Annotated in this window: 16 protein-coding genes and 4 tRNA genes; 10 read left to right on the forward strand and 10 right to left on the reverse strand. The window is 70.6% G+C overall.

Annotated features, from left to right (window positions below; all coding sequences use genetic code 11):
- Positions 1-57: 57 nt before the first annotated feature.
- Positions 58-156, reverse strand: a complete 99-nt coding sequence (locus ACFYO9_RS25595) for a putative leader peptide (protein WP_355814676.1) — start codon at positions 154-156, stop codon at positions 58-60.
- Between the two features lie 162 nt (positions 157-318).
- On the opposite strand from ACFYO9_RS25595, the gene purF reads away from it, so the two are divergent.
- Both purF and purM read left to right on the forward strand, forming a co-directional pair.
- Positions 319-1,845 carry an amidophosphoribosyltransferase gene (gene purF, locus ACFYO9_RS25600; protein ID WP_358779188.1) on the forward strand — a complete coding sequence of 509 codons (1,527 nt, stop codon included), beginning with the start codon at positions 319-321 and terminating at the stop codon, positions 1,843-1,845.
- 37 nt (positions 1,846-1,882) lie between these two features.
- The gene (purM, locus tag ACFYO9_RS25605; RefSeq protein WP_358779189.1) at positions 1,883-2,956 is read left to right on the forward strand and encodes a phosphoribosylformylglycinamidine cyclo-ligase; all 1,074 of its coding nucleotides are present in this window, start codon (positions 1,883-1,885) and stop codon (positions 2,954-2,956) included.
- A 142-nt stretch (positions 2,957-3,098) separates the two neighbouring features.
- Here the strand turns inward: purM and ACFYO9_RS25610 are convergent, their stop codons facing one another.
- Together ACFYO9_RS25610 and ACFYO9_RS25615 are read right to left on the reverse strand one after the other, a co-directional pair.
- Positions 3,099-3,350: a DUF3073 domain-containing protein gene (locus tag ACFYO9_RS25610; protein ID WP_062780714.1), complete on the reverse strand. Its 252-nt coding sequence runs from the start codon at positions 3,348-3,350 to the stop codon at positions 3,099-3,101.
- Between the two features lie 313 nt (positions 3,351-3,663).
- A complete protein-coding gene (locus tag ACFYO9_RS25615; RefSeq protein ID WP_358779190.1) occupies positions 3,664-4,743 on the reverse strand; it encodes a Glu/Leu/Phe/Val dehydrogenase dimerization domain-containing protein in 1,080 nt (359 codons plus the stop codon).
- 377 nt (positions 4,744-5,120) lie between these two features.
- Between ACFYO9_RS25615 and ACFYO9_RS25620 the strand changes: the two genes are divergently transcribed.
- Together ACFYO9_RS25620 and bldC are read left to right on the forward strand one after the other, a co-directional pair.
- Positions 5,121-6,011 carry a hypothetical protein gene (locus tag ACFYO9_RS25620; RefSeq protein WP_358779191.1) on the forward strand — a complete coding sequence of 297 codons (891 nt, stop codon included), beginning with the start codon at positions 5,121-5,123 and terminating at the stop codon, positions 6,009-6,011.
- A gap of 468 nt (positions 6,012-6,479) precedes the next feature.
- Positions 6,480-6,686, forward strand: coding sequence for a developmental transcriptional regulator BldC (gene bldC / locus ACFYO9_RS25625; protein WP_003949541.1), 207 nt, complete (start codon positions 6,480-6,482; stop codon positions 6,684-6,686).
- Positions 6,687-7,175: 489 nt separating this feature from the next.
- On the opposite strand, the gene ACFYO9_RS25630 is transcribed toward bldC, so the two are convergent.
- The 3 genes from ACFYO9_RS25630 to hrpA all read right to left on the reverse strand — a co-directional run bounded on the left by ACFYO9_RS25630 (position 7,176) and on the right by hrpA (position 11,900).
- Positions 7,176-7,445, reverse strand: a complete 270-nt coding sequence (locus ACFYO9_RS25630; protein ID WP_355814691.1) for a DUF6274 family protein — start codon at positions 7,443-7,445, stop codon at positions 7,176-7,178.
- 281 nt (positions 7,446-7,726) lie between these two features.
- Positions 7,727-7,801, reverse strand: a tRNA-Asp gene (locus ACFYO9_RS25635).
- Between the two features lie 94 nt (positions 7,802-7,895).
- Positions 7,896-11,900: an ATP-dependent RNA helicase HrpA gene (gene hrpA / locus ACFYO9_RS25640; RefSeq protein WP_358779192.1), complete on the reverse strand. Its 4,005-nt coding sequence runs from the start codon at positions 11,898-11,900 to the stop codon at positions 7,896-7,898.
- 83 nt (positions 11,901-11,983) lie between these two features.
- Between hrpA and ACFYO9_RS25645 the strand changes: the two genes are divergently transcribed.
- From ACFYO9_RS25645 to ACFYO9_RS25660, 4 genes are all read left to right on the forward strand, one after another.
- Positions 11,984-12,418, forward strand: coding sequence for a hypothetical protein (locus ACFYO9_RS25645; RefSeq protein WP_358779193.1), 435 nt, complete (start codon positions 11,984-11,986; stop codon positions 12,416-12,418).
- A 67-nt stretch (positions 12,419-12,485) separates the two neighbouring features.
- Positions 12,486-13,319: a thioredoxin domain-containing protein gene (locus ACFYO9_RS25650; RefSeq protein WP_358779194.1), complete on the forward strand. Its 834-nt coding sequence runs from the start codon at positions 12,486-12,488 to the stop codon at positions 13,317-13,319.
- Positions 13,316-14,203 (forward strand): cytochrome c biogenesis CcdA family protein, encoded by an 888-nt coding sequence (locus tag ACFYO9_RS25655; protein ID WP_358779195.1) that lies wholly within the window; start codon positions 13,316-13,318, stop codon positions 14,201-14,203. The genes ACFYO9_RS25650 and ACFYO9_RS25655 overlap by 4 nt, the downstream gene beginning before the upstream one ends.
- A gap of 54 nt (positions 14,204-14,257) precedes the next feature.
- Positions 14,258-15,421 carry an ABC transporter permease gene (locus ACFYO9_RS25660; protein WP_358779196.1) on the forward strand — a complete coding sequence of 388 codons (1,164 nt, stop codon included), beginning with the start codon at positions 14,258-14,260 and terminating at the stop codon, positions 15,419-15,421.
- Positions 15,422-16,130: 709 nt separating this feature from the next.
- On the opposite strand, the gene ACFYO9_RS25665 is transcribed toward ACFYO9_RS25660, so the two are convergent.
- The 4 genes from ACFYO9_RS25665 to ACFYO9_RS25680 form a co-directional block, all read right to left on the reverse strand.
- Positions 16,131-16,204, reverse strand: a tRNA-Phe gene (locus tag ACFYO9_RS25665).
- 24 nt (positions 16,205-16,228) lie between these two features.
- Positions 16,229-16,303, reverse strand: a tRNA-Asp gene (locus ACFYO9_RS25670).
- 38 nt (positions 16,304-16,341) lie between these two features.
- A tRNA-Glu gene (locus ACFYO9_RS25675) sits at positions 16,342-16,414 on the reverse strand.
- Between the two features lie 82 nt (positions 16,415-16,496).
- On the reverse strand, positions 16,497-18,047 hold the full coding sequence (locus ACFYO9_RS25680) for a metallophosphoesterase (protein ID WP_358778857.1): 1,551 nt from the start codon (positions 18,045-18,047) through the stop codon (positions 16,497-16,499).
- Positions 18,048-18,118: 71 nt separating this feature from the next.
- On the opposite strand from ACFYO9_RS25680, the gene ACFYO9_RS25685 reads away from it, so the two are divergent.
- On the forward strand, positions 18,119-18,469 hold the full coding sequence (locus ACFYO9_RS25685; RefSeq protein ID WP_355814710.1) for a metallopeptidase family protein: 351 nt from the start codon (positions 18,119-18,121) through the stop codon (positions 18,467-18,469).
- Between the two features lie 297 nt (positions 18,470-18,766).
- A complete protein-coding gene (locus ACFYO9_RS25690) occupies positions 18,767-19,348 on the forward strand; it encodes a hypothetical protein (protein WP_358778856.1) in 582 nt (193 codons plus the stop codon).
- Positions 19,349-19,459 lie beyond the last annotated feature (111 nt).

Below are 19,459 nucleotides of genomic sequence, written 5' to 3' on the forward strand. Positions count from 1 at the left end.
CGGCCCGCACCCGGAGAAAAGGGGAAGAGGGGAAAGCAGGGGAGAAAAGGGGGGCGTTCAGGCAGCGCGGCGACAGATGGCGCTCGCGACACGGACCAGGTCGACGTGGCGGCGCTCCACGAGCGGGACCGCGAGGTCACCGGGGGGCGGCTGCATGGGCCAGGAGCCTGGCCGGGCGCCGCACCGGGTGTCAACGGAGCGGCCCGCCTGTTCACGAGGGCTTAGCACTCGGGCGCCCCACCGGCGGTTCGTCACCGTCCGTACAAGGGCCGTATCCCCAATTCGGACCAGTGGTCGATCTCGCCTACACTCGAAGACGTGCCACGTGGTGACGGTCGACTCAATCACGATCTGCTCCCCGGCGAGAAAGGCCCCCAGGACGCTTGTGGCGTCTTCGGTGTCTGGGCTCCGGGCGAAGAGGTCGCAAAGCTCACGTACTTCGGGCTCTACGCCCTCCAGCATCGGGGCCAGGAATCCGCGGGAATCGCGGTCAGCAACGGCTCCCAGATCCTCGTCTTCAAGGACATGGGCCTCGTGTCCCAGGTCTTCGACGAAACCTCTCTCGGCTCGCTCCAGGGTCATATCGCGGTCGGTCACGCCCGCTACTCGACCACCGGAGCCTCCGTCTGGGAGAACGCCCAGCCGACGTTCCGTGCCACCGCGCACGGCTCCATCGCGCTCGGGCACAACGGCAACCTCGTCAACACGGCCCAGCTCGCCGAGCTGGTCGCCGAACTCCCCAAGGAGAACGGCCGCGCGACCCAGGTCGCCGCGACCAACGACACCGACCTGGTGACGGCTCTCCTCGCGGGCCAGGTGGACGACGACGGCAAGCCGCTGACCATCGAAGACGCCGCCATGAAGATCCTCCCGCAGGTTCAGGGCGCCTTCTCCCTCGTCTTCATGGACGAGCACACGCTGTACGCGGGCCGCGACCCGCAGGGCATCCGCCCGCTGGTCCTCGGCCGCCTGGAGCGCGGCTGGGTCGTGGCGTCGGAGTCCGCGGCGCTCGACATCTGCGGCGCCAGCTTCGTCCGCGAGATCGAGCCCGGCGAGTTCGTCGCGATCGACGAGAACGGACTGCGAACCTCCCGATTCGCGGAAGCGAAGCCCAAGGGCTGTGTCTTCGAGTACGTCTATCTGGCGCGCCCCGACACCGACATCGCCGGGCGGAACGTCTACCTCTCGCGCGTCGAGATGGGCCGGAAACTCGCCAAGGAAGCTCCCGTCGAGGCCGACCTCGTCATAGCGACCCCGGAATCCGGCACCCCCGCCGCGATCGGGTACGCGGAGGCCTCCGGCATCCCGTTCGGCGCGGGCCTGGTCAAGAACGCCTACGTCGGCCGGACCTTCATCCAGCCCTCGCAGACGATCCGCCAGCTAGGCATCCGTCTCAAGCTCAACCCGCTCAAGGAAGTCATCAAGGGCAAGCGCCTGGTGGTCGTCGACGACTCGATCGTCCGCGGCAACACCCAGCGCGCCCTGGTCAAGATGCTCCGCGAGGCCGGCGCAGCCGAGATCCACATCCGGATCTCGTCCCCGCCCGTGAAGTGGCCGTGCTTCTTCGGCATCGACTTCGCGACCCGCGCCGAGCTCATCGCCAACGGCATGACCATCGAGGAGATCGGCACCTCCATGGGCGCCGACTCCCTCTCGTACATCTCCATCGACGGCATGATCGAGGCCACGACCATCGACAAGCCGAACCTCTGCCGCGCCTGCTTCGACGGCGAGTACCCGATGGACCTGCCCGACCCCGAACTGCTCGGCAAGCAGCTTCTGGAGACGGAGCTGGCCGCAGGCCCGGCGTCCACGGCAGCGGCCGACGCGATCCGTCGCCCGTAAGACCCCCACGCAGTACGACACGAAAGTTCTCACCGTCATGTCTGAGACCACTGGTGCCAGCTACGCAAGCGCGGGCGTCGACATCGAGGCGGGCGACCGCGCCGTCGAGCTGATGAAGGAGTGGGTCAAGAAGACCCAGCGCCCCGAGGTCGCGGGCCTCGGCGGCCTCGGCGGCTTCGCCGGGCTCTTCGACGCCTCCGCCCTCAAGCGCTTCGAGCGCCCTCTGCTCGCCACCGCGACCGACGGCGTCGGCACGAAGGTCGACATCGCCCGGCAGCTGGGCGTCTACGACACCATCGGCCACGACCTCGTCGCGATGGTCATGGACGACATCGTCGTGTGCGGCGCCGAGCCGCTCTTCATGACCGACTACATCTGCGTCGGCAAGGTCCACCCCGAGCGGGTCGCCGCCATCGTCAAGGGCATCGCCGAGGGCTGCGTCCTCGCCGGCTGCTCCCTCGTCGGCGGCGAGACCGCGGAGCACCCGGGCCTGCTCGGCCCGGACGACTTCGACGTGGCGGGCGCCGGCACCGGCGCGGTCGAGGCCGACCGGCTCCTCGGCCCCGATCGCATCCGTAAGGGTGACGCGGTGATCGCCATGGCGTCCTCCGGTCTTCACTCGAACGGGTACTCGCTCGTCCGGCATGTGGTCTTCGACCGCGCCGGCTGGTCCCTGGACCGCCGCGTCGAGGAGTTCGGCCGCACGCTCGGCGAGGAGCTCCTGGAGCCCACCAAGATCTACTCCCTGGACTGCCTGGCGCTCACCCGCACCACGGACGTCCACGCCTTCAGCCACATCACCGGCGGCGGCCTCGCGGCGAACCTCGCCCGGGTCATCCCGGACGGGCTGCACGCGATCGTGGACCGCGAGACCTGGACCCCCGGCGCGATCTTCGACGTGGTCGGCACGGCCGGTCAGGTCGAGCGCCTGGAGCTGGAGAAGACGCTGAACATGGGCGTCGGCATGATGGCGATCGTCCCCGAGGAGTCGGCGGACGTGGCCCTGGCCACCCTCGCGGACCGCGGCGTCGACGCCTGGGTCGCGGGCGAGATCACCGACCGCGGCGACCACGAGAGCGGCGCCGCCCTGATCGGTGACTACGCGAAGTAGGCCGGTGGGCGGTCGGTGAAGCCAGTCCCGAGGCAGCACAAAACCCGGTCCGGTGTGGTGACCACCCCGGACCGGGTGAAGTGCGGTTGTCACGAGGAGTTCGAAGACTCCGTGGACAACAAATGCTGCGTTTGCAACGAGGTCAAGCGCCGCGGCGCTGCGACGACGGACCGGACTCTTCGTCCTCGTCCTCGTCGTCGTTATACAGATCCGCGTACTGGGCGTACGGGTCGTCTTCCTCGTCGTCGTCCTCGAACGGCTCGCCATTCGGCGGCTGTTGCGAAGTCGAAGCGCCCAGCTCATTGGCCAGACGCGACAGGTCAGTCCCGCCGCTGCTGTACTTCAGCTGGCGGGCGACCTTCGTCTGCTTGGCCTTTGCCCGGCCGCGCCCCATGGCTCGACCCCCTCGGATACGGGGCTCGACGGCCCCAGAGTCTTGACACGCGTTCATGATCTGGAACGGACTCTCCTCGGAGAGACCGGTCCGTAGGGCTTCCACGGTACCTGCTCCTGCGGCCATACGGTACGTCGCCCGCAGGACGCGCCTCGGCGCAGAACCCGCGAGGAGCCCCGTCCTCGCTGGTCAACTGCGATTTTAACCTCTTCTTGCCGGGCGACCCGCCGACGGGGGTGAGTCTTGTCTCCCCAAGACGTCGGCGGGCGCCTCTCGCGGCGTCCCGCGCGGCCGGAATGTCGGCTTCCGGCTCTTATCGGCGCGCGTCCGCCATCCGCTGTTCGGCGATCCTGTCGGCCGCGGCGGCCGGCGGAATGCCGTCTTCCTTTGCGCGAGCGAATATGGCAAGCGTGGTGTCGAAGATCTTCGACGCCTTGGCCTTGCAGCGGTCGAAGTCGAACCCGTGCAGCTCGTCGGCGACCTGGATCACGCCGCCCGCGTTCACCACGTAGTCCGGCGCGTAGAGGATCGCCCGGTCGGCGAGGTCCTTCTCCACGCCCGGGTGCGCGAGCTGGTTGTTGGCCGCGCCGCACACCACCTTCGCGGTGAGCACCGGCACCGAGTCGTCGTCCAGGGCGCCGCCGAGCGCGCAGGGCGCGTAGATGTCCAGGCCCTCGGTGCGGATCAGCGCCTCGGTGTCGGCGACCGCCGTCACCGACGGGTGCTTGTGGACGATCCGGGCCACCGACTCCTCGCGGACATCGGTGATCACGACCTCGGCGCCGTCCGCCAAGAGGTGCTCCACGAGGTGGTGGCCGACCTTGCCGACCCCCGCGATCCCGACCTTGCGGCCGCGCAGCGTCGGGTCGCCCCACAGGTGCTGGGCGCTGGCCCGCATGCCCTGGAAGACGCCGTAGGCGGTGAGCACGGAGGAGTCGCCCGCGCCGCCGTTCTCGGGCGAGCGCCCGGTGGTCCAGCGGCACTCGCGGGCCACCACGTCCATGTCCGCGACATAGGTGCCGACGTCGCAGGCCGTCACGTACCGGCCGCCGAGCGAGGCGACGCACCGGCCGAAGGCGAGCAGCAGCTCCTCGCTCTTGATCCGGAACGGGTCCCCGATGATCACGGCCTTGCCGCCGCCGTGGTCGAGGCCGGCCATGGCGTTCTTGTACGACATCCCGCGCGAGAGGTTCAGGACGTCGGCGACGGCCTCTTCCTCGGTCGCGTACGGATAGAAGCGGGTGCCGCCGAGGGCGGGGCCCAGGGCGGTGCTGTGGATGGCGATGACGGCCTTGAGGCCGCTGGCACGGTCCTGGCAGAGCACGACTTGCTCGTGGCCTCCCTGCTCCGAGTGGAACAGGGTGTGCAGGACGCCGTTGTCTGCTTCGGTCACTGTGGTGACTCCCGGTCGAATGGCGGCGGATGGCCGGGCTCCCGTACGGGTGGCGGGGGCCCGTTGGGCATGAGACTAGGGCCTGTCCGGCGGGTCAGGTCGCATCCGGTCGGCCTGACCGTTTCGGTGCTGGTGAGCGGGGTCTGGTGCGTCGAGATGCAAGGCGGAGGAGGGCGGCAACGCGGAGCGTTGACAACCGACGACAACGCCGCAGATCGGCGTGCCAGGCCCCGCGCCCGCGACAAGACCCGCCGGACAGGCCCTCAGGGCTGTCCACCGTGTTTGACCGGTGCCGAGGATCACCCCTCTCCCGGGTACGCCCGGTCGTGGCAATCTGTGCAGTGTTTTCCAGCTGGTACGTGGGGGAGAGAGCAGCCGTGCCCAAGGTGTCATCGGTGACCGTCCCGTACGCGGCCTACCTGCGTGTGTACGAGCCGCTGGCCGCCTTCCCCGAGCCGGAGCGCGGCCACTGGGCGCGCTACGCCCGCCGCCCCGACCTGCCCACCTGCCAGGACGAACTGCGCCGTTCGCTCGCCGACTTGCTGCCCACGCCGCCGGTTCCGGTGCCGGTGCACGAGAGCGGCGAGGCCTTCGTCGCCGAGGTCGACGGGGTGCTGTGCGTCTGTCCGTGGCGGACCCGGCTGCGCGGCTGGCAGGCCATGGGGGAGCTGGCCGGGCAGCTGCCCGCGCCGGTCCTGGACGCGGTGCTCCCACCGGTCCTGCGCCGGCAGACGACCGCGGACTACGAGCAGTGGCTCGCCCGCAACCCCGACGCGCGCCCCTGGATCCGCACCTCGACCTGGCAGGTGCCGCTGCACTGGTTCGTCCTCGTCGACGACGAGGAGCGGAGGTACGAGGAGGGGGAGAAGGACGGTGCGGACGGAGCGGACGGAGCAGGCGGAGCGGACGGTTCGGACGGCGCTCCGCCGCTGCTGCGCTACCGCACCCCGATGGTGCAGGCCCGGCGCCGGGTCGCCCGGGGCCTGAAGGTGCTGCGCGAGGCGCTGGACGAGGGGCCGCTCATCGACGGGCTGCTGGACGTCGGCCGGTGGCTGGAGGAGTTCCACCCGCGCTCCCTGGTCGAGCTCGACTACGGCGGGCTCGTGCACGCGGTGTCCGCCGAGGAACTGGACGAGGACCACTCGGCGGCGGACGTGGCCGAGGGGATCGAGGCGCTGCGCGACGGTGACGGCGCGGCGGCCGGCGAGGCGTATGCGAGGCTCGTGGAGCGGTGGCGGGCGGTCCGGGACCTGCAGTTCGCGAACTGAGCCCCGCGGTCCGCGGCGGCCTCGGGACGTAGGTCCCGATCCGGGCTTTTATCTCAAGCGTGACGGACCGCACTTTAGTGGGCCCTTGCGCCCATCACCCCTCCTCGTGCCAAAATAGGACAAGGAGTCCGGGGAGGGCTCCTTCCGCCCAAGTACGGGCGGAATGCTCAGCATTGCACTCTATGGGGGGTCTGTTGACTCCTGATCGCTCTGTGACTGATCGTCACTGTGGCGTGACTGTCCGCTATGGCATGGTCCATCGGCTTCCGTCGGTGATGAACACCTGGGAGGGCAATTCCATCGGTTTGGCCGACGCGGCTGGACGGATGGTGTAGTTGTAGTGCCGAGGACAAGCCGTTCGTCCTATAACCGACTCGACTCGCGTCCGCCATTTCGGGCAACGCGGGTCAAGGTGCAGAATTTAGAGGAATGAACCGAGAAGGTTCGGTTCTCCCGAGGAGGCCGCTCATGACCGCTCGCACCCCTGATGCCGAGCCGCTGCTGACCCCGGCTGAGGTCGCCACGATGTTCCGCGTCGACCCCAAGACGGTCACGCGCTGGGCGAAGGCTGGCAAGCTCACGTCGATCCGCACGCTCGGCGGACACCGCCGTTACCGCGAGGCTGAGGTCCGCGCACTGCTCGCGGGTATTCCGCAGCAGCGCAGCGAGGCCTGAAGTACCGCGTAAGCAGCAGTAACTCGCACAACCCGGGCGAAGAGCACCACTACTGCCAGGTCCCCCAACCTGGCCGTACGTCCGACATATGGCTGTACGCGACGCGGGTCCCGCCCCAACGGGAGCCACGCCCGAGACACATGGGTGAGTCGTTCGATCGCGCTGGACTCCGCCGGGTCCAGCGCGATCTTTTTTGTGCGCCGAGGACGCGCTGGTGAGCGGGTCCGTGTGCGCTCCTGTCGGAGTCCGGGAGGTCCTTGCGGGGGAGCGGGGGCGCAGTCCGGGGGGTGGTGCAATTGCACATATTAAATTGGCTTGTTGTAGGGAGGGTGTAAGTTCCGGGGTTCCCAAAACTTGTTCGGTGACACCCGTCACACGTCGTGGTGCTTGTTGCGCACGACACCCCTGCGCTAGAGGGATCGTGGCCGTGGAGAAGGGCCCTCGGCTCTCAGCCTGCCACCGCATGGGCGGGTCGCGGGTCGGCTTTGGTCATGGGTTGGGGGGACTTTCGTCCTCGCCCGGTGCGCCGCCGCCGGCGCGCTCCGCGACGAAGGCGCCCTCGGGGGCCTCCCGTTCGCCCTGGGCGGGCTGAGAGGGCTGAGAGGGCTGTGAGGGCTCCAGGGCGAGTCTGAGCAGTCGATGGCAGATCGGGCAGTGCCGGGTCACGTGGCGGTAGCTGGTGGCCGCGGCGAGGTGTGCGCGCAGCAGGGCACGTGTCTCGTGCCGCGCGGACGGCGAGGGGGCCGGAGAAGCGGACATGCGTCACCTCCAGGGGAGCCTCCCGCCGGCTCCCTGTTCCGGGGTACCGGTGGAATGTGACGCAGTCAAGGTTGCGGGCACGACATCGCGCCGGGGGCGGGGGGCGGGATGTGGGCGCCGGAACACGAAGAAGGGCCGCAACCCCGGGGGTTGCGGCCCTTGCTTACTACTGCGGTCCTGACGGGATTTGCTGTGTCTGTTGGCGGCTCCGCCGCGGGCGCGGCCTCCGCCGGGCATGAAGAAGGGCCGCAACCTCGAGAGGTGCGGCCCTTCTTTTGCTGCGGTCCTGACGGGATTTGAACCCGCGGCCTCCACCTTGACAGGGTGGCGAGCACTCCAAACTGCTCCACAGGACCTTGCTCGCGGCGCTTGTTGGTGCGTTGCGCTGCGAGACAGGACTCTACAGCAGTGCAGGCCCGGCGGTCGAACTCACCGTGTGCGCTCGGCCGGTTACGGCACCGCCGCGTCGATCGCCTTCACGATGCGCTTGTCGGAGACGGGGTACGCCGTGCCCAGCGCGTGCGCGAAGTAGCTGACCCGGAGCTCCTCGATCATCCAGCGGATGTCCAGGACCTCCTGCGGGACGGGCCGCCCCTGCGGCATCTGTTCGAGCAGCCACAGGTACTCGTCGCGCATCTCGCGGACCTTCTCCATGCGCGCGGTGTCCCGCTGGACGTTGGCCGGCATCTGCTGCAGACGCCGGTCCGCCGCCACCATGTACCGCATCAGGTCGGCCAGCCGCCGCAGCCCCGTCTCCGTCACGAAGCCCGGCTTGATGAGCGAGTTCAACTGCTCCCGCACATCCGCGAGGTTGGCGAGCAGCGCCGGGCTCTTCGCCGACTTCAGACGGCGCTCGCACGCCTGCCAGGCGGCGAGGACCTGCTGCACCTGCCCGACCGCCCGCACCGTCGTGTCGACGATCTCCGCGCGCACCTTGTCGAAGAGCTTGCGGTACGACTCCTCGTCCCAGACGGGCCCGCCGAAGTCCGCGATCAGCTGGTCCGCCGCGGCCATCGCGCAGTCGTCGAAGAGGGCCTGCATGGAGCCGTGCGGGTTCGCCGACAGGGCGAGCTTCTGCTGGTTGCTGAGCTTGTCCGAGGCGAACTTGGCTGGATTGACGGGGATGTTGCGCAGGATGAGGCGGCGGGTGCCCCGCCACATCGCCTGGAGCTGCTCCGCCTCGGTGTCGAAGAGCCGTACGGAGACGGTGTCGCCGTCGTCCACCAGCGCGGGGTAGGCCTTCACCGGCTGGCCCGCGCGGCGCGTCTCGAAGACGCGCGAGAGCGTGCCGATCGTCCAGTCCGTGAGGCCGGACCGCTCGACCGCCGCGCCGCCCGACCGCTCCGCCGTCGCCGCGGCCGCCTGCGAGAGCGCCTGGCGGGCCTTCGGCTTCAGGCGGACCTTCAGGGCTTCCAGGTCCTTGTCCTCGGCGAGCTTCTTGCGCCGCTCGTCGGTGATCCGGAACGTGATCTTCAAATGGTCCGGTACGCGCGTCAGGTCGAAGTCGTCCGGCGCGACGGGAACCCCGACCATCCGCTGCAGCTCGCGCGCCAGCGTCACGTGCAGCGGCTCCTGCAACGGCACCGCACGCTCCAGGAACGTCTTCGCGAAGTTCGGCGCCGGCACGTAGTTGCGGCGGATCGGCTTCGGCAGGGAGCGGATCAGCTCGATGACCACGTCCTCGCGCAGCCCCGGGATCTGCCAGTCGAAGCCCTCGTCGGTGACCTGGTTCAGGACCTGCAGCGGGATGTGGACCGTCACGCCGTCCGCGTCCGCGCCCGGCTCGAACTGGTACGTCACCCGGAACGTGAGCTGCCCCTGGCGCCACGCGTCGGGATAGTCCGCCTTGGAGACGCCCTGCGCCTTCTCGTTGATGAGCATCGACCGCTCGAAGTCGAGCAGTTCGGGCTCTTCGCGCTGCCGCTTCTTCCACCAGGAGTCGAAGTGGGCGCCCGAGACGACGTCCGCGGGGACCCGCTGGTCGTAGAAGTCGAAGAGGGTCTCGTCGTCGACGAGGATGTCGCGGCGGCGCGCCCGGTGCTCCAGCTCCTCGACCTCGGTGAGGAGCCTGCGGTTGGCGGCGAAGAACTTGTGGTGCGTGCGCCAGTCGCCCTCGACCAGCGCGTTGCGGATGAACAGGTCGCGGGAGACCTCGGGGTCGATCCGGCCGTAGTTCACCTTGCGGTCGGTGACGATCGGCACGCCGTACAGCGTGACCTTCTCGACCGCCATGACCGCCGCCTGGTCCTTCTCCCAGTGCGGCTCGCTGTACGTGCGCTTCACCAGGTGCTGGGCGAGCGGCTCGACCCACTCCGGCTCGATGCGCGCGTTGACCCGCGCCCACAGGCGGGAGGTCTCCACCAGCTCGGCCGACATGATGAACCGCGGCGGCTTCTTGAAGAGCGCCGAACCGGGGAAGACCGCGAACTTGGCGTTACGGGCGCCGATGTATTCGTTCCGCCCGCCGCCCCGCTGCTTGGGGTCCTTCTCCTTGCTCTCCTTCGACTCCTTCACGTCCTTCATCCCGATGTGGGAGAGCAGGCCGGCGAGGAGGGAGATGTGGACGTGCTGCTCGGGGGCGTCGTCCTCGTTGAGGTGTATGCCCATCTGCTTGGCGACCGTGCGCAGCTGCGTGTAGATGTCCTGCCACTCGCGGATCCGCAGGAAGTTCAGGTACTCCGCCTTGCACATACGCCGGAAGGAGGAGGAGCCGCGCTCCTTCTGTTGCTCCCGCACGTACCGCCACAGGTTGAGGAAGGCGAGGAAGTCGCTCGTCTCGTCCTTGAAGCGGGCGTGCTGCTGGTCGGCCTGCGCCTGCTTCTCCGCCGGGCGCTCGCGCGGGTCCTGGATGGAGAGCGCGGCCGCGATCACCATGACCTCGCGCACACAGCCGTTCTTGTCGGCCTCAAGGACCATCCGGGCGAGCCGGGGGTCGACGGGCAGCTGGCTGAGCTTGCGGCCCTGTTCGGTGAGCCGTTTCTTCGGGTCCTTCTGGGCGGGGTCCAACGCGCCCAGTTCCTGGAGGAGTTGGACGCCGTCGCGGATGTTGCGGTGGTCCGGCGGGTCGATGAAGGGGAACTTCTCGATGTCGCCGAGGCCGGCCGCGGTCATCTGGAGGATGACGGAGGCGAGGTTCGTACGGAGGATCTCCGCGTCGGTGAACTCCGGCTGCGCGAGGAAGTCGTCCTCGCTGTAGAGCCGGATGCAGATGCCGTCCGACGTACGCCCGCAGCGGCCCTTGCGCTGGTTGGCGCTGGCCTGGCTGATCGCCTCGATGGGCAGCCGCTGCACCTTCGTGCGGTGGCTGTAGCGGGAGATGCGGGCGGTGCCCGGGTCGATCACGTACTTGATGCCGGGGACCGTCAGGGAGGTCTCGGCGACGTTGGTCGCGAGAACGATCCTGCGGCCCGTGTGCTGCTGGAAGACGCGGTGCTGCTCGGCGTGCGAGAGCCGGGCGTAGAGCGGCAGGACCTCGGTGCCCTGTCCATGGGCGGCTCCGCCGCGGGTAAAGTTCTTCTTGTTCAGCGCGTCCGCCGTGTCGCGGATCTCGCGCTCCCCGGAGAGGAAGACGAGGATGTCGCCCTCGCCCTCGGCCTGGAGCTCCTCGACGGCGTCCGTGATCGCGGTGATCTGGTCGCGGTCGGAGTCCTCGGAATCGTCCTCAAGGAGCGGGCGGTAGCGCACCTCGACGGGGAACGTACGCCCGCTGACCTCGACGATCGGCGCGTCCCCGAAGTGCCGCGAGAACCGCTCCGGATCGATGGTCGCGGAGGTGATCACCACCTTCAGGTCCGGCCGCTTCGGCAGCAGCTGGGCGAGATAGCCGAGCAGGAAGTCGATGTTGAGGGACCGCTCGTGGGCCTCGTCGATGATGATCGTGTCGTACGCGCGCAGCTCGCGGTCGGTCTGGATCTCGGCCAGCAGGATGCCGTCCGTCATCAGCTTCACGTACGTGTCCGCGCCGACCTGGTCGGTGAAGCGGACCTTCCAGCCGACGGCCTCGCCCAGCGGGGTGTCCAGCTCCTCGGCGACGCGCTCGGCGACCGTGCGGGCCGCGATGCGGCGGGGCTGGGTGTGCCCGATCATGCCGCGCACGCCCCGGCCGAGCTCCATGCAGATCTTGGGGATCTGCGTGGTCTTGCCCGAGCCGGTCTCGCCCGCGACGATCACGACCTGGTGGTCGCGGATCGCGTCGGCGATGTCGTCCTTCTTCTGGCTGACCGGCAGCTGCTCCGGATACGTGATCGCGGGCAGCCGTGAGCCGCGCTCGGCCATCCGCGCACCGGCCTTCTCCACGTCCGCCGCGATCTCGGCGAGGACGGCGGCGCGGGCCTCGGGCTTGCGGATCCGGCGTGCACCCTCCAGCCGCCGGCCGATCCGGTGCTCGTCGCGCAGCGAGAGCTCGGACAGACGGGAGGCGAGGGCGTCGAGGGTGAGGGCGGGCTGCGTAGACATACGGGGTCCAGGATCTCACCCGCGGCCGGAGGCTGGCGAACCGATTTCTCCGGCGGGACGCCCCGGCACGTACGATTTCGCGCATGCTGTCCCGTGCGCGTGCGTCGTGCCCCCCTCTGCTGGGGGTGCTGCTCGTCGTGCTCGTGCTCGGGGTGTTCTGCGGAGGCGGGGGGTCCGCTTCGGCTTCGGCGTCGGTGCCGGCGTCGGCGTCTTCGGCGACAGCGTCCTCGTCGGCTCCGGTGGCGGCGGGAGCGGCGGGAGTGACGGCCGGGGTGCCCGGGGTGTCCGGCGTGCCTGCCCCCGGCTGCGGCAAGGGGAGTCCGCAGGACGCGGACCACGTGCCGGGGACGCCGGCTCGGATCGGTGCGCCGCAGGAGCTGCTGCCCGCGCTGTACGACGCGCACGCCGCGACCGGCGCGTGCGGAGTCGGCCGGCCCGTCCTGTCGATGGCGCCCGGCCGCGCGCCGCCCGCCCTCGACCCGCCCTCCCCGATCGATCTCTCGGTCCTGCGCGTGTAGGAGGCCCCTGACCCCAGGGGCCCCTTCATCGACGTACAAGTACAACAGGACAAGAGAGATCGCTCTGATGCCCAAGAACGACACCAAGAGCAAGAAGAGCAGGAACGTCGCCATCGGCGCGGGCGTCGCCGTGGCCGCGCTGCTGCTCGGCGTCGCCTCGTACACGGCGACCAAGCCGGAGGACTCCGGCAACCACACCGTGCGGGAGGAGGCCGCCGGCGCCTCCCCCGAGGCCGGCTCGCAGGAGGGCGTCTACCCCGAGCTGGAGAAGCTCGCCCGGCGCGACGCCAAGGACCCGCTCGCGCGCGGCCGCGCGGACGCGCCCGTCGTGATGGTCGAGTACGCCGACTTCAAGTGCGGCTTCTGCGGGAAGTTCGCCCGCGACACCGAGCCGGGCCTCGTGCAGAAGTACGTGGACGACGGCACCCTGCGCATCGAATGGCGCAACTTCCCGATCTTCGGCAAGGACTCCGAACGCGCCGCGCGCGGCGCGTGGGCGGCGGGGCGCCAGGGCCGCTTCTGGCAGTTCCACGAGGCGGCGTACGCCGAGGGCTCCAAGGAGAAGGGGTTCGGCGACGACCGTCTGAAGGAGCTCGCGAAGGAGGCCGGGGTCAAGGACGTCGACCGGTTCGTCGCGGACGCGGGGAGCGACGCGGCGGGGGACGCGGTGCGCAAGGACCAGGAGGAGGCGTACGGGCTCGGCGCCGCGTCGACGCCCTCTTTCCTGGTCAACGGCCGGCCGATCTCGGGCGCGCAGCCGGACCAGGTCTTCCACCAGGCGATCGAGACGGCGGCGCGCGCCGCGAAGTCGAAGCGGTCGGGGAAGGGTGCGGGCCAGGGCGGGGGCCAGGGCCAGGGCGAGGGTCAGGGCGCGGGCCAGGGCGAGGGTGGTTCGGAGTGACCGCCGATGTCGGGTACTTCGCCGCGTTCCTGGGCGGTCTGCTCGCCCTCGTCAGTCCGTGCAGCGCCCTGCTCCTGCCGGCCTTCTTCGCCTACTCGATCGACTCCGCCTCGCGCCTCGTCGCGCGGACCGGCATCTTCTACGCCGGGCTCGCGACCACGCTGGTACCGCTCGGCGCCGCCGGGTCCTACGCCGGGCGGTTCTTCTTCGGCCACCGCGACCAGCTGGTGCTCGTCGCCGGGTGGCTGATCATCGGGCTCGGGGTGCTGCAGATCCTCGGCATGGGGTTCGCCTCGCGCAAGATGGCGGAGCTCTCGGGCCGGATCCGTCCGACGACGGCCTTCTCGGTGTACGCGCTGGGGGCGGTGTACGGGCTCGCCGGTTTCTGCGCGGGGCCGATCCTCGGCAGCGTCCTGACGGTGGCCGCGGTGAGCGGAAGCCCGGTCTACGGGGGGCTCTTGCTCGCCGTGTACGCGCTGGGCATGGCCGTGCCGCTCTTCCTGCTCGCGCTGCTCTGGGAGCGGTTCGACCTGGGGCGGCGCGGGTGGCTGCGGGGGCGGACGGTCCGGCTCGGCGGGCGGTCGGGGCGGTTCGGCGAGCGGCTCGGCCGGGTCGAGCTGCATACGACGTCGCTGCTGTCCGGCCTGTTCTTCGTCGGCCTCGGGGCGCTGTTCCTGGCCTACGACGGGACGACGGCGCTGCCGGGACTGCTGGACGTGGACGACTCGTTCGCCGTGGAGCAGTGGGCCGGCGGCGTGGGCCGTGCGGTGCCGGATGCCGTGCTGCTGGTCGGGGTCGTGGTGCTGGTGGGGGTGGGGCTGGCGGCGCGGGGGTGGCTGCGGCGGAGGAGAGGGGTGGGGCCCGTTTCGTCGGCCGGTGAGTGATCTGGGTGGGTCCGACAGTGGGTCGGATGGTTTTGTGTGGTTTAGCGTATTCGTATGCCTGATCATGAGCCGGAGCAGCAACAGCACGAGGCGGGCGGAGCGCAGGGTGCCGGAGCGCAGGGTGCCGGTGCGCCGCATGGCGCCCATGGACGGGTTCCCACCCGGAGCGAACGGTGGGACGCGTTCAAGCAGGGGCCGTTCCTGCCCGCGACCGTGCTGGTGTTCATCCTTGCGGCCGCGGCGGGGCTCTTCGCGGGCTCGTACACGTACTCCATGGCGAAGCCGACCCCCCACCACATCCCCACCGCGGTGGTGAACTCGTCGGACTCGGCGCGCGGCAAGGCGTTCCTCGAGGGCATGGAGAAGGCGCTGAACGCGTCGCTGGAGGTGCGGCGGTACGGGAGCCGGGCGGCGGCGCGCGAGGACATGGAGGAGCAGAAGGTCTTCGCGATCCTGGACGTGCCGAGGGGGCCGGAGGAGTCGTCCGACAAGTCGTCCGGCAAGGCTTCCGGCAAGGTGATGCTGGACGTGTCGGGGGCGTCCGGCGCGTCCGTGGCGCAGGTGCTGGCCGAGACCGCGCCGAAGGTGGGGGAGAAGGTCGGGGTCACGGTGGCGGTGAAGGACGTGAATCCGCTGCAGGAGGGGGACCCGCGCGGGCTCGCGATCTTCTACATCTCGCTGGCGGCCGTGATCATCGGCTTCGTCGGGGCGATCCAGCTGAGCGTGCACGCGCGCGGGCTGAATCCGGCGGAGCGGATCGGGTTCACGGTGCTGTACGCGCTGCTCGGCGCGTTCGTCATCGCGGCGGTGGTGGACTGGTGGCTGGGGGCGCTGGATCTGCCGTTCGTGGAGTCGTGGCTGATCCTCGCGCTGACGATGTTCACGTCGGGGATGGTCTTCACGATGTTCAACACGTTGTTCGGGCGGTGGGCGATGATTCCGACGTGGGGGCTGATGGTGCTCCTCGGGAACCCGTCGTCGGGCGGCGCGGTGTCGTGGCCGTTGCTGCCGTCGGTGCTGGGGCACATCGGGCAGTGGTTGCCGCCGGGGGCGTCGGTGAACGCGCAGCACACGGCGGTGTACTTCGGCGGCCACCAGCATGCGTTCCCGTTCTTGGTGCTGGCGGGCTGGGCGCTGCTGTCCAGCACGGTCTTCTGGGTCTGGCGCCACAGGCACCCGGGGGGGCGGGTGAGTGCGCCGGCCCATGCGGGGGCGTAGGCGGCTGCGCTTTCGGTCCGTGGTGGGGCGCGGGGCGCCTCGGACTGGCGTCTGCGCCTCTTGCTCGTCTGTGGGTGCGGGGCCGCGGGGGTATGTGCGTACTCGCTATCCACTGTTCGCCACGCCTGACGAATGGCGGGGCTATGGCTGGCTCGGTGCTCCGTGCGCACATACCCCCACGTCCCCTCCCGTCTCGTACGCGGGTGCGGCCCGGCGGGGGCGACTACCCAAGCCCCAGGCAGTTCACCCCCCTGCACGCCACGAGACAGCCCCACATCGCGGGTGCCGCCACCCGTCGACCGCGTGTCGCGGGGGGCCCACCCACCCGCCCTCCCCTCAGCCGCATGTCGAGGAGCCCCCGTCTGCCGCCCACCCGCACGTCGCGGGCAGCCCCCACCCACCCGCCTTCCCCTCAACCGCACGCCGAGGAGCCCCCACCCGCTCCCCCCAGCCCCACACGTCGCAAGAGCCCCCTCCCACCCGCCCCTACTCCCGCCCTGCGTCGCGGGGCAAACGGGTGGGTGGGTGGGATACATCCGCCGCGGAGCGGCGGGACTGTTTGGGCCCGCAGGGGAAGCCAGGCAGGAGAGAGGCAGAGGGAAGAGCCGCCCCCACCCCTGTGGGCCCCCAAGAGGGGCGCTCCGGGTGGCGTCGTGCCGGGGGGAAAACGCAGAAGCCCCGCCGGGATCGGCGGGGCTTCTGGAAGAGGTGGCTGGGGCCGGGATCGAACCGGCGACCTATCGCTTTTCAGGCGATCGCTCGTACCAACTGAGCTACCCAGCCACGCGATCCGCGAGGAATCGCAAGCGGTCCTGACGGGATTTGAACCCGCGGCCTCCACCTTGACAGGGTGGCGAGCACTCCAAACTGCTCCACAGGACCAAGCAATGTGCGAGCACTAGTCTCGCACAAGTGTTGCGTGCCCCCAACGGGATTCGAACCCGTGCTACCGCCTTGAAAGGGCGGCGTCCTGGGCCACTAGACGATGAGGGCTAAGAGGCCCGCCGTGTGCGCCTTGCAGCGCGTCGGGGACGTGAGAAGCATATGGGATGCGGGGAGCTATCGCCAAAACGGTTTACCGGGAGGGGGTGGAGGGCGTCGACGAGGTGGGCGCCCCGGGGCGGTTCTCCCGGGGGAGATGGCGGCTGACCTCCGCCTTCGTCAGGCCGAGCCCGCCCAGTTCGATCTCGTCCCAGGCCTGCAGCCGCTTGCTCGTACGGTCCAGGTAGAGCACGGACGCCTGCACCGGGTCGGGGTACTTCCCCTCCACCGCGCGAAGGCCGCTGCCGCCCGTCGACCCCTCCACGCGCAGCCGCGTGCCGCCGTCCAGGACGTCCATGTCCCGGTGGTGCACGTGGCCCGCGAGGGCGAGCGGCACCTCGCCGTCCGTCTCCCGCGCCGCCGTGGGGTTGTGCGCGATCGCCACGTCGACCGGGGTCCCGGCCGCCCGCTCGGCGCGGAGTGCGGAGGCCAGTCGTATCCCCGCCATGTGTTCGACCGCGTCGCCCTCGGCCCGTACCGAACGGTCGGGGGTGTACTGCGGGTCGCCGATGCCCGCGAGGCGCAGTCCTGCGATCGACACGGCCTTGCCGTCGTCCAGTACGTGCACGTTCTTCAGGTGCTCCAGATAGCGCTGGGTGGTCCGCGAGTCGTGGTTGCCGCGCACCCACACGTAGGGCGCGCCGAGGTCCTCGATCGGGTCGAGGAAGCCGTTCTCGGTGGCCGAGCCGTGGTCCATGGTGTCGCCCGAGTCGACGATGACGTCGATCTCGTACTGCTCGACGAGGGAAGAGATGATCTTCCAGCTGGCCGGGTTCAAGTGGATGTCGGAGACGTGCAGGACCCGCATCGTGGTGGGGTCCGGCCGGTACGCGGGGAGCGTGGACGTCGCGTCGTACAGCTTGGTCACGTTGGTCACAAGGCGCGCCAACTCCTGCTGGTAGACGTCGAATTCGCTGACGATGCTGCGGGCGTTACCGACGACCGAGGGGGCGCTGCTGAGCAGGCCGGAGAACTTCGGTTCGAGGACGGACTTGGGGTTCCAGGTGGCGTACGCGACCGTGCCGGACGCCGCGAGCAGGGTGAGGGCCAGGCCGCCGGCGGCGAGGGCGCGGCGCGGGCGGCGGTAGACGGCGAGGCCCAGCGCGGTCGCGCCGGAGACGACGGCGACGCAGGAGCGCACGGCGAGGTCGAGCGTGCCGTGGCCGACGTCGTCCGCGACCTCCTCCTGCAGGCCGGAGAGGCGCTCGGGGTGGTCGACCAGGGCCTGCGCGCGTACCGGGTCGAGGCGGTCCACGTCGACGTCCAGCCGGAGCGGGGCGACGTGCGAGCGGAGTTCCAGGGCGCCGAGCGGCGAGACGTTGATCTTCGTGCCGCCGGACACGGACGGACGCAGGGTCATGCGGGTGTCCATCGGGCCGACCGGGGCGCGGACGCTGCCGACGATGAGGAGGCCGAGCCAGGCGCCGAGGACGACGACCACGAGCAGGCCGAGGGCGCGTGCGTAGGGGTGCGGGGGGCTGGTCAGCTCGCTGGTGGGGTGGGCGCGGCGAGCGCGGTAGTGGCCTGCGAGGGCGGCGCCCGCCCTGCGCACGCCCCGGGGGACGACCGTGAAGTCGCGGGCCATTGGTCCCGTATGCCCAATTGGCGCGTCAGGTATGCCGGGACGGCGGCGGCGTCGTGGCCGACAATGGGGGAGTGCTGGAGATGACGCGCGAGGAGTTCGAGGAACTGGTCGGCGAGGCGCTCGACCGGATTCCGCCGGAATTGACGCGCCTTATGGACAACGTCGCCGTCTTCGTCGAGGACGAGCCGCCCTCCGACGACCCCGAGCTGCTCGGGCTCTACGAGGGGACTCCGCTGACCGACCGGGGCGAGTGGTACGCGGGCGTGCTGCCGGACCGCATCACCGTCTACCGCGGCCCGACGCTGCGGATGTGCGGCTCGCGCGAGGAGGCCGTCGCCGAGACGGAGATCACGGTGGTGCACGAGGTGGCGCACCACTTCGGGATCGACGACGCGCGGCTGCACGCGCTCGGGTACGGGTGAGCCGGGCGGGGCGCGACGGTTGGCTCATGGCTCATGGCTCATGGCTCATGGGTCGTGGGTCGTGGGTCGTGGGTCGTGGGTCATGGGGCGTGGCGGCTGGGTGGCCCGGGTCGGGTGAGACGGGTGGGGCCGGTGCCGGGCGGGGGCAGCGCCGGCAGGGGTCCGGGCGTGCGTGCGTCCGCCCTGATGTGCGGGCCCCGCGGCGGGCCTCGGGCGGGTTGCCGTCCGTGTCCTCTTGCGGGCCGCGGGAGTTGGGCAGGGCGTCTCGATTCTCAGCGCCTCAGGAGGTGCTCGGCCGTGCGCCAGTTCTACGTTCCCGTCCGTTGGGCCGCGGTCGCGGTGGCCGTGGCGGCGACCGCGGGCTGCATGAGCGTCAGTGACGACGGGCACGCCCCGGGCCCCGGCCGGTCCGCCGGCCACCGCGGCGGTGCGGCCGCGCCCGACGGCGGCCCCGTGACGCAAGGCGGTGACGTCGAGGGCGGGGGCGAGCTCGGCAAGGACGGCGCGAAGGGCGACGGGAAGGGCAAGGGGAAGGGCAAGGGCAAGGGCAAGGGGCGCGGGAAGGGGGGCGCGGCCGGCGGGGGCGAGTCCGAGCAGGGCGGTGCCAAGTCCACGGCGACCTCCGGCACGGCCTCCGCGAAGCCTCCGCAGCCCGGCAGACCGGGCAAGCCCACGCCCACCCGGCCGCGCCCGACCCCGACCCGGACGACCCCGGCGCCCGATCCGCCGAAGCCGACCCCGACCCCGACGCCGGACCCGACCACCCCCGAGCCGTCCTCCTCGGCGCACGAGGGGTCCGGGGGGCAGGACGCCCAGCTGCAGCGGCGGAACGCGGAGATCGTGGGGCGTGAGCCGTCGCCCGAGGCGGGGCCCAGGTAGTTCCGGGTTGGGGCCCAGGTAGTCCCGGGTCGCGGGGCCCAGGTAGTTCCAGGTTTCCGGCCCCCGAAAAGGGGGCGGTTTGCCATCTGGGGTGGGGGGTGCGTATGGTGG

The organism is Streptomyces sp. NPDC005863, from assembly GCF_042871345.1.
Lineage (GTDB): Bacteria > Actinomycetota > Actinomycetes > Streptomycetales > Streptomycetaceae > Streptomyces.